General features: G+C 26.8%; 9 protein-coding genes. 5 read left to right on the top strand and 4 right to left on the bottom strand.

What is annotated here, in order from left to right:
* Positions 1-1101: FUSC family protein (locus JOC62_RS18825; RefSeq protein ID WP_204596810.1), on the top strand; the 1101-nt coding region annotated here is incomplete at its 5' end.
* Positions 1102-1173: 72 nt separating this feature from the next.
* Here JOC62_RS18825 and JOC62_RS18820 read toward each other — a convergent pair.
* Together JOC62_RS18820 and JOC62_RS18815 are read right to left on the bottom strand one after the other, a co-directional pair.
* Positions 1174-1713 carry a permease gene (locus JOC62_RS18820; RefSeq protein ID WP_204596808.1) on the bottom strand — a complete coding sequence of 180 codons (540 nt, stop codon included), beginning with the start codon at positions 1711-1713 and terminating at the stop codon, positions 1174-1176.
* A 3-nt stretch (positions 1714-1716) separates the two neighbouring features.
* Entirely contained in the window at positions 1717-2196 is a 480-nt protein-coding gene (locus JOC62_RS18815; protein WP_204596806.1) for a permease, read from the bottom strand.
* 258 nt (positions 2197-2454) lie between these two features.
* On the opposite strand from JOC62_RS18815, the gene JOC62_RS18810 reads away from it, so the two are divergent.
* The gene (locus JOC62_RS18810; protein ID WP_204596805.1) at positions 2455-3807 is read left to right on the top strand and encodes an MATE family efflux transporter; all 1353 of its coding nucleotides are present in this window, start codon (positions 2455-2457) and stop codon (positions 3805-3807) included.
* A 40-nt stretch (positions 3808-3847) separates the two neighbouring features.
* Here the strand turns inward: JOC62_RS18810 and JOC62_RS18805 are convergent, their stop codons facing one another.
* Positions 3848-4984: a DEAD/DEAH box helicase gene (locus JOC62_RS18805; RefSeq protein ID WP_204596811.1), complete on the bottom strand. Its 1137-nt coding sequence runs from the start codon at positions 4982-4984 to the stop codon at positions 3848-3850.
* Positions 4985-5270: 286 nt separating this feature from the next.
* Here JOC62_RS18805 and JOC62_RS18800 point away from each other — a divergent pair, with 286 nt between their 5' ends.
* From JOC62_RS18800 to JOC62_RS18790, 3 genes are all read left to right on the top strand, one after another.
* Positions 5271-6650, top strand: coding sequence for an APC family permease (locus tag JOC62_RS18800; protein ID WP_204596803.1), 1380 nt, complete (start codon positions 5271-5273; stop codon positions 6648-6650).
* Positions 6651-6741: 91 nt separating this feature from the next.
* Entirely contained in the window at positions 6742-7818 is a 1077-nt protein-coding gene (locus tag JOC62_RS18795) for a pyridoxal phosphate-dependent aminotransferase (RefSeq protein WP_204596802.1), read from the top strand.
* A 207-nt stretch (positions 7819-8025) separates the two neighbouring features.
* Positions 8026-8565: an ECF transporter S component gene (locus JOC62_RS18790; protein ID WP_204596801.1), complete on the top strand. Its 540-nt coding sequence runs from the start codon at positions 8026-8028 to the stop codon at positions 8563-8565.
* A 74-nt stretch (positions 8566-8639) separates the two neighbouring features.
* On the opposite strand, the gene JOC62_RS18785 is transcribed toward JOC62_RS18790, so the two are convergent.
* Positions 8640-9830 carry an ROK family transcriptional regulator gene (locus JOC62_RS18785; RefSeq protein WP_204596800.1) on the bottom strand — a complete coding sequence of 397 codons (1191 nt, stop codon included), beginning with the start codon at positions 9828-9830 and terminating at the stop codon, positions 8640-8642.
* Positions 9831-9934: the final 104 nt, after the last annotated feature.

Genomic DNA, 9934 nt, shown 5'->3' with positions numbered 1-9934 from the left:
TCAAATGAATACTATATAATTTTTCAGATATTACAATTAATTAAAATTAAAGATATAGAAATAATGAATGAAGTTAAGATAAGTAGAGGTAAGAGTAATAATAAAATAAAAGGTATATCGAAATTCAAAGAATTTATAAAGACTTGGATAAGTGGATTAAATTTAAATTCAATTAATTTTAGATTTGCAATTAGATTATCTACAATAGTAACTATAGCCCTATTTATAAATAACTACTTTAATTCATCTAAGTTATATTGGATTCCTATATCTGTAATGACTGTAACTCAACCATTTTTTGAGGATACATTTTCAAAGGCTTTACTAAGATTCAAAGGAACAATAATTGGTTCAGGGATTGTATTAATAATATTTGCTTTTCCATTAGACAATAAAATAAAAATTATTATTTTTATAGTATCTATTATTATTTCTGTAGGTTTTACAAAGTATGATAAATCAGTAGCCTTTAATACGGTAGCATCAATTGTTTTGGCATCTATAACTATGGGAGAGTATTCAACATTATTAGAAAGAATTTTATATGTTTCAATAGGTGTAGCTATGGCTATTTTTGCAAATAGATTTATACTTCCATATAAGATAAATGATGCTGTTTATGATTATATAAACAATATTATAGAGGAAGAGATAAAGATAATTGAAGACGTAAAAGAAAATATGAGTGGAGTAGATAATTGGAATAAAATTAAAATATCATTAGATAAATATTATAATATAGCTAATAAAATAAGTTTATATAACACAAAACTTCAAATAGAAGCGATTGATAAATTTATATTATATAGCAATATATATATTAAATCTATTGCTTATAATCTTCTATATTATAATAATTATAATATTGTGAAAAATAATTCTGAAGTATACCATAGTATTTATAATTATTTTATAGGTTTTTTAAACAATCTTAGAGATGAAAATAATATTGAATTACCAAGTAGCAAAACAATTGGTAAGATAAGAAGTATATTTGATAATACTAATTTAAAAGATGATAAAATGGTATTGCAAAATATAATTAATGCTATAGCGGTAACAAATTATATAAAAGAAAATTATAAAATAATTGAAAGATAGAGTAATTGTTTTATAATTAAAAAGGCATCTTATATAGTGAGATGCCTTTTTAAATTTAAATAATATTTTAAATTATAAAAGTGAATTAGAGTATACATTCTCTAAAGATTTTTTATCCATAAAGTAATAGACTAAGTATCCCATTAGTATAACGCCAGGTATATCTATTAGAAGTCTTATAAAGGTAAATTTAAATCCTAAAGATGATATTTCAAATAAAAGAGTAGATATTTTAGTTACACACCAAGAATTCATAAATATAATTATATTACTAAATTTAGCACCTTTTTTTAGTAAAAGAGCTGTAAAAGGAAATGCTGCATACATAGGTCCGGCTGCAAGGGAACCAAGTAACATAGAAAAGAATACCCCAAGTATACCTGAGTTATCGCCCATATATTTAACTAATGTTTCTCTTGGTAGCCATACATCCATAAGACCAAGAAGTATCATTATAGGTGGAAGTACGCTAAGCATTTGTAGAAAACTAGATTTTACGCTTTCAAATGTATTTACAGCGATGCTATAATTTATAAAAAGTAATGCAAAAAGTACAAATAGTAAAATTAAAAAGAAAGAATATCTCTTAGCTATTTTACAAAGAGTTTTCATAACTTAAATCACCACCTTTGAAAAAATTAAGGCTACTATAAATGAGAATAGAAAAGCTACAAAGTTTCTAAGAAATGCAGCCTTTTTACCAATATATTTTGATTCAAGTGGGTAGGTCATAAATCCAACTAACGTAAGGGTTGATATAAGTGCTGCAACTTGAGATATACCAGCTCCATTTTGAAGCAAAGTACTCCCCGTTGAAAAAGCAACAAAGGTTGGCATAACAGTTATAGATCCTATAAGAGAAGAAAGTGTTACACCAAAAAATCCAGAATCTTTTCCAATCAAAGATGATATAGTTTCTGGATTTAATATAGATAATATAATTCCAATTAAAATTATAATGCTTAAAAATTGTGGCATTATATTTTCAAAGGATTTAACTGAAGTTTTAATAGCTGTAATTGTTTTTTTCTTATCTTTTATAAAAGATAAGATCAATAATGATATAGATAATATATACAAAATATAAGAAGTCATTATATCACCTTATTAAAAATTATTATTCGTAATTATATACTATTCATAGAGTAAAAAATATATAATAAATCTTATAATAAAGGATAGAATATTATAAATATTATGCTATAATGAAAACGTTAAAAATAGGAAAGGAGTATTAGAAGATCTATTATATAGTAGCAAAAATTTATATAGCAATAGATGTAGTAGTTAAAGAAGATATATAATATTTTTTTTGGAAACGATTCAACTATTATTTTAAGAGAGGTTATAAAAGTGAGTGATAAGAGTATAAATAGGAAATTAAAGAATATAACTTGGCCAATATTTGTTGAAAGTTTATTATTTTCATTACTTGGTGGGTTAGATACTATAATGCTTGGTAAATATTCAGATTTAGCTGTTGCATCAGTTGGAATTGCAAATCAATTAATTTGGATGGTTAATTTAATGTTTGGAATAATAACCGCTGGAACAGCAATATTACTTGCCCAACATTTAGGTGCAAAAAGTGATGAAGATGATATAGTTAGGTTATGCGGGGTATCTATAGGAGTAAATTTAATTATTGGGATAATAATAAGTATAGCAGTAGTTATTTTATCAGGAGCGTTGTTTACACTTTTAAAGGCGTCACCTGAATTAATACCTATAGGAAATAGCTATATGAAAATAGTTGGTGGAACTATTTTTGTACAAGCTATTCTTATGACTTTTACAGCAATATTAAGATCATATAGCTTAACTAGAATATGTATGAATGTAACACTTATCATGAATATAGTTAATGTGGTATGCAATTATGGACTTATATTTGGTGAGTTTGGACTTCCAGAGCTTGGAGCAAGTGGAGCTGCAATTGGTACTGTTATAAGTAAGATAGTAGCTTTATTTATCTTAGGTGGTAAAGTATATAGTGTAATTATGCATAAATTTAAAATATATTTATTTAGACCATTCCCTATGGAACATTTAGTTAATATTCTAAAGATTGGTATACCGTCAGCGGCGGAACAGATTTCATATAGTTTGTCTCAACTTGTAATTACTAGTTTTATAAATATGATAAGTATAGATAGTATGTCTGCTAAAAGTTATTTAACTACTATAGTATCTTTTACATTTATATTTTCTGTAGCGTTAGGGCAAGGTGGAAGTATACTTATAGGACAGTTTATTGGAAACAGGGAAAATAATAAAGCATATAACTTATGCGTATATTGTATAAAAAGAGCTATAGTTGTATCTATAATGATTAGCTGTGGTATTGTTTTATTTAGACATCCAATGATGGAATTAATAACAAATAATCAAGATATAATAAGTATAGTTTCTAGCGTATTAATAATAGAAATATTATTAGAACCTGGTAGAGCAATAAATATAGTAGGAATAAATGCTTTAAGAGCTACTGGTGATGTGAAATTTCCAGTATATATTGGAGTATTTTCAATGTGGTTTTTTGGAGTTGGATGTGCATATATTTTAGGAATACAACTAGGTTTTGGTCTGGTTGGAATATGGATAGGATTTGCACTAGATGAGTGGTTTAGAGCTATACTTGTTCTTATAAGATGGAAGAGTAGAGCTTGGGAGGGGAAAAGTTTTGCTTTATCTGCATTAGAGTAAAAAATAGATGGGATAACCCATCTATTTTTTTATATAAATATTAAACTAATTCACCATGTGATAATTGCTTTTTATTTAGCTTTATATTGAATTCTCTCTCGTAAATTCTAAGAGCTGGGAATTCTTTTTTTGTAACCAATGAAATAGTAGTTCCATGAGCATTTCCTCTTGCTGTTCTACCTGCTCTATGAAGATATTCATTAGCATTTGCAGGGAAATCTAAGTTTATAATATGAGTTATATCTTGAATATCTAATCCTCTTGCTGATATATCTGATGAAACTAATATATTTATGTTCCCATTTCTAAACTTTTCTAATGCTTGTTGTCTTTGCTCTTTTGTTATTCTCTTATGCATAGCAAAAGCATTTTTATTGTGATAATTTAATTTATCTGCAATCATTTCTACATCAAAACCACGATTTATAAATACAATAGCTTTGCTTGGATTAACAGCAGCTATAAGCTTTCTTAAAACTTCAGCTTTATCTCTTTCCTCAACTTCTATGTACATATGTTCAATATTAGGATTTAAAGAAGCCTTTTTTTCATTTTTAAATATTATAGGATCCTTCATTAAATCTTTAGCTATAGGCATAGCTTTTGAGCTTATTGTTGCAGAGAATATTAAAAGTTGTCTATCTCTCATTGTAGTCTTAATTATATCTTGTATAGTTCTTGCGTGAGTATTATCTAATAAGTTATCACCTTCATCAAGAACTATTGTCTTTATTGTATGAGCCTTTATTTTTTTCTTTCTTATTAAATCTAAAACTCTTCCTGGAGTTCCAACTATTATATTAGGCTTAAGTCCTTTTAGGTTTTTGATTTGTTTATCCATATTAACATCACCAATTATTGGCACTGTATTAATTGGCATTTCTGAATTTTCAGCTAATAATTTTGATTGTTTTTCAATTTGCATAACAAGTTCACGAGTTGGCGCAAGTATTAAAACTTGTAACTCTTTTTTACTTGTATCAATTTTTTCAAAAAGTGGAGCTAAAAAGGCTAAAGTTTTACCGCTACCTGTGTGAGCTTCACCTATAACATCTTTATTATCTAATATTTCAGGAATAGTAAGACTTTGAATTTCTGTTGGAGTAGTAATTCCTTGTTTTTCTAAACCTGCAATTATATTATCATTTAAGTTTAATTCTTTGAAAGTTTTCATAATATCCTCCTCTGTGCGTATGTTCATAACTTATAGTATATACATAATATTAATAAAAGTGTACTGGATTTATAAAATAAAATCAAAATTTACTTAATATAATAAGTAGAATAAGTTTATTTATAATAAATAAATGTTTACTATTTAGAAAAAAACTTTACAAATCCTTTGGCATAAATGTTGCTATAATTGTTTATAGAAACTTACATAATTATATTAAATCATAAATATTTCCATAATACCTTTAATGATTTAATAAGAAGCTATCATAAAAAAAAGGGGTGATTATATGAGTATTTTTAGGACTCAAAGTTTCGAGAGTGTTTCTAAGCAAGTTGGAGAGGCTAACAAAACCCTAGGTACATTAGATCTAACTCTAATGAGTATAGGATCAGTTATTGGTACTGGAGTAATGGTTCTAACTGGAATCGTTGCAGCAAAAGAAGCAGGTCCTGCAGTTGCAATATCATTCGTATTAGGTGCCATTGCAGCGGCAGTTATTGTTTTGTGTTATGCAGAACTTAGTGCAAGTATACAAAGTTCTGGTGGATCATACACTTTTACATATGTAACATTAGGTGAAATTATTGCCTATATAGCAGGTTTATGTATTGCTATTGGATACGTTCTATCTACTGCTACAGTAGCATCAGGGTGGGGAAGTTATTTTCTAAGTTTGCTAGATGTTTTAAATATACATTTACCAAAAGCAATAACATCAATTCCAGCACAGGGTGGTATTGTAAACTTGCCAGCAATTTTTTCAATAATATTTATTACATTTGTTATATCTTGTGGTACAAAATCAAGTAAAAAAGTAAATAATGCTATGGTAATAATAAAATTAGGTGTAATAGCATTATTCTTAGTAGTAGGGGCAATGCATATGCATTCAAGTAACCTGATCCCATTTGCGCCTTATGGAACTACAGGAGTAATAACTGGTGCATCATCAGTATTTTTTGCATATTGTGGTTTTGATGCAACAGCATCAGCAGCACCATATGTAAAAAATCCTAAAAAGGCACTACCAATTGGTCTTTTATCATCATTATTAGTATGTGTGTTGATATATATTGCAGTATCATTAGTATTAACAGGAATAACTAAATATTATAACTTAAATGTTCCAGATGCTCTTTCATATGCTTTAAAAGTAGCTGGAAGGCCAATGGTATCATTTATTGTTTCATTGGGTACAGTAATTGGAATACTTGCAGTAATATTTGCAGGGAATTTTACTACATCACAAATATTATCAACAATGAGTAGGGATGGACTGTTACCAAAGATATTTAGCAAAAAAGACAAAAATGACGTTCCATATGTGTCTCTTTGGACAATAGGGATACTATCATCAGTTTTAGCAGGGTTTTTTAATTTAAAAGATTTAGCTAATTTTGCAAGTATAGCATTTTTACTTGTTTATGGTACGGTGTCATTCTCTATTATTATATTTAGAAAAAAATATCCTAATATAGAAAGAAGTTTTAAAACACCATTAGTTCCTATTATACCTGTAATTGGTACACTATGTTGCATATTCTTAATGGTCAATTTGTCATTAAGCACTTGGATTATTTTTGCTATAGTATTAGTAATTATACTATTAGCATATTTCTTTTATGGAAAAAATAATTCTATAGTGGGAAAAGAGATGAAGAAATAATAGTTTGGCTTCTTAGAGATTCTCTAAGAAGCTATTATTTTTTTGAAAGTCTATTATAATAGTAAGTATAAAAAACTTAGGAGGAATAGCTATGACAACTAATCACGGAGCTAATTTATTTGATTTAGCTAGTAAACTTGGAATTAAAAAAAGTGAAATTTTAGATTTTAGTTCAAATATAAATCCTTTTGGAGCTTCAAAGAAAGCTAAAAGATCTGTTATAGATAATGTAGATATGGTTTCAATATACCCAGATCCAGAATATAAAGAACTTAAAGGTGTAATATCGGATTATTGTAATTGTAAGCCTTATAATATTCTGTTAGGAAGTGGTGCAACTGAGCTTATATCAGCATTTATAAATACTATTGATCCTAAAAAAGCATTACTTGTTTCTCCGGCATATTCTGAGTATGAGAAAGAGCTGAATAAGATAGGGTGTAATATAGTTAAGTATTTTGCAAAAAAGGAATCAGAATTTAAAATAAATGTAAATGATCTAAAAAAAGAAATAAAAGCTAGGAATTATGATTTAGTTATTATATGTAATCCTAATAATCCAACGGGATTTGCTTTTAATAAAGATGAAATAAAGGAATTGTTAAGTGGAACAAAGACATTTTTTATGATTGATGAGACTTATATAGAATTCACTAATACTAAAAAATATTCATCAACACATCTAATAGATGAACATGAAAATCTTTTTGTTATTAGAGGAACATCAAAATTCTTTTCAACTCCTGGTATAAGACTTGGATATGGACTTATATCTAATAAAATGGTACAGGATAATATTTTAAAAAAATTAGACTTATGGAATATAAATATATTTGCAACTTTAATGGGTGAAATAATGTTTAAGGATGATGAGTATATAGATAGTACAATAATTCATATGAGTGAAGAGAGAAAATATTTAGATAATGAATTAAGAAAAATAAAAGGAATAAAGGTTTATGAAAGTCATGGTAACTTTATACTATGCGAAATAAAAGAAGATGACATGACATCAGAGAAGTTATATAATATTCTATTAAAAGAAGGTATAGTGATAAGAAATTGTTCTTCATTTGAAGGATTAAGTGATAAATTCTTTAGAGTATGTATATTAAAGCATGAAGAGAATGAACTTTTAATACATGAAATAAATAAAATAATTAAATAATATTTTAAAGAGAGATGATTTTAATCATCTCTCTTACTTTAAATATACTAAAAAGAGTAGATTATAAAATAGTCTACTCTTTTTTTAGTTTTATTGTTTTTGAATGAATTTTAATAATTTACATAATTAATATTTACAAATGAAGATTATAAATATATACTGGTGTATATACACTGGTACATATTCATGTATAAAGGGGGATTAAAAATGAATAATAAGATAAGGCAAATGGTGTATGCAGCACTTTTAACTGCACTCGCAATTATAATTCCAATACAATTTGGATTTTTAAAGGTTTATATACCTCCGTTTAGCGCTACTATTGCATCACATGTTCCTATGTTTATTGCTATACTTATATCACCTATGGTTGCAATAGTTACAGGTATAGGATCAACTTTAGGTTTTTTATTAGCAGGTATGCCAATGCCTGTGGTGCTTAGAGCAGCTACTCATATAATAGTTGGATATGTTGGAGCTAAAGTTATCCAAAAGAATAAATCATATTTGAAGATGTCATTATTTACATCTATAATACATGGTGGCTTAGAAGCTCTAGTTGTAATACCTTTTATAGGATTTGACATATATCAACTATTAATAGTAACAGGAGTTGGAGCAATATTACATCATTTTGTTGATAGTTCTATAGGATATGCTTTGGTAAATGTAATGGCAAAATCTAGACATAAAGATATATATACATTATTTAATGGTGAACAAGTTAATAAGAGAGTTAAGGCATAAATATATAGAATAAAAAAGTATAAGTAATACTTAAAAGTATTACTTATACTTTTTTAAATCTAAACGGTAAAATATTAAATTGAATTAATAAGATTATATTTTACTGCTAGTGAACAAGCTCCGATTGCACCATCTAAATCACTATATTTAAGTATCTCAGTAGAGGTAGATTCATCTATAGGGAGAATAGATGAATGACTATTAACATTATCAATTAATTCTTGTTTTAGTGAATTATTCTTAAATAATTCACTATGTATATAATTTACATTTGTATCTAATATCATAGATAAGTTTGTAAGAGATATTGCAAGATATTTAATTGCTGTATTAATGATATTTAAAACTCCCTCATCGCCAATTTCATATGCATTAATAATAGTATCTATATCGATATCGTCAGCTGTTGATGCGAACTGTCTTAGAAAAGTTGTGCTAGAGTTATTGTAGAGAATTTTTGATTTCTTTAAAATCCAAGCTTCACTTGAATAAGTTTGAAGACAACCATTCTTACCGCATTCACATTTTTGCCCCTCAGGATTAATAATTGTGTGACCAATTTCACCTATAAGAAAATTATTTTTTGAATATATTTCTCCATTATGAATATAAGAACAGAACATCCCCCTACCTATATGATAGTATATAAAATTTTCCCTCCTTCTGACAATATTAAATAATAGAACTGATAATGCCATACAATTAACATTATTCTCAGTATATATAGGTATATCAAATGAATCTCTAAATTTTTGTAGATTAAAATCTTTCCAAATTGTATTATTAGTAATTATTTTATAGTCGTTAATATTTAAATGACCAGGTAAAGCAATTCCTATTGAATTGATTGTGAATGCTGTATTTTCATCAATAAAAATTTTTAGTTTATCGATTAAAAAATCTGCATTTATATGAAAAAAATCTTTACCGGCTTTAAAAATAGACTGATTATAAACATTACCTAAATTATCACTTAAGCAAAATGTGAAAAATTTTTCTGATAATTCTATTCCTATAAAATAGGCAGCTCTTTTAGCAATATCAAGAAGTATTGGTTTTCTACCAGAACCTGATGATTCTACTGTATCTCTTCCTATTTCATAAATGATGCCTTCATTCATTAAATCAGTTGTTATATCACTAACAGTAGCAGGCGTAATGCCAGTAAGATGAGAAATTTTTATTCTTGAAATTGGACGTTTAGTATATAAAACTTCTAAAATAGCAGATCTATTTTGTTGTTGTTTGTTAGTTAGTTTAGTCATAAATTTTCTCCTATCTATTTTTATTTATCAAATAATATAAAATTCAATCTATTTTACTTGTATAAAACTATATATGTTTCTATATGGTTTTTAGAGAAATAAGA

The organism is Clostridium sardiniense (genome assembly GCF_016907995.1).
Classification (GTDB): domain Bacteria; phylum Bacillota; class Clostridia; order Clostridiales; family Clostridiaceae; genus Clostridium; species Clostridium sardiniense.
Note: the sequence above shows the minus strand (reverse complement) of the source record. Positions and strands in the feature narration are given on the sequence as shown.

Excerpts from the sequence above, each read along its gene's own strand:
- JOC62_RS18820 (WP_204596808.1), bottom strand. The coding sequence starts at position 1,713 with ATGAAAACTCTTTGTAAAATAGCTAAGAGATATTCTTTCTTTTTAATT.
- JOC62_RS18815 (WP_204596806.1), bottom strand. The coding sequence starts at position 2,196 with ATGACTTCTTATATTTTGTATATATTATCTATATCATTATTGATCTTA.
- JOC62_RS18800 (WP_204596803.1), top strand. The coding sequence starts at position 5,271 with ATGAGTATTTTTAGGACTCAAAGTTTCGAGAGTGTTTCTAAGCAAGTT.
- JOC62_RS18795 (WP_204596802.1), top strand. The coding sequence starts at position 6,742 with ATGACAACTAATCACGGAGCTAATTTATTTGATTTAGCTAGTAAACTT.
- JOC62_RS18790 (WP_204596801.1), top strand. The coding sequence starts at position 8,026 with ATGAATAATAAGATAAGGCAAATGGTGTATGCAGCACTTTTAACTGCA.
- JOC62_RS18785 (WP_204596800.1), bottom strand. The coding sequence starts at position 9,830 with ATGACTAAACTAACTAACAAACAACAACAAAATAGATCTGCTATTTTA.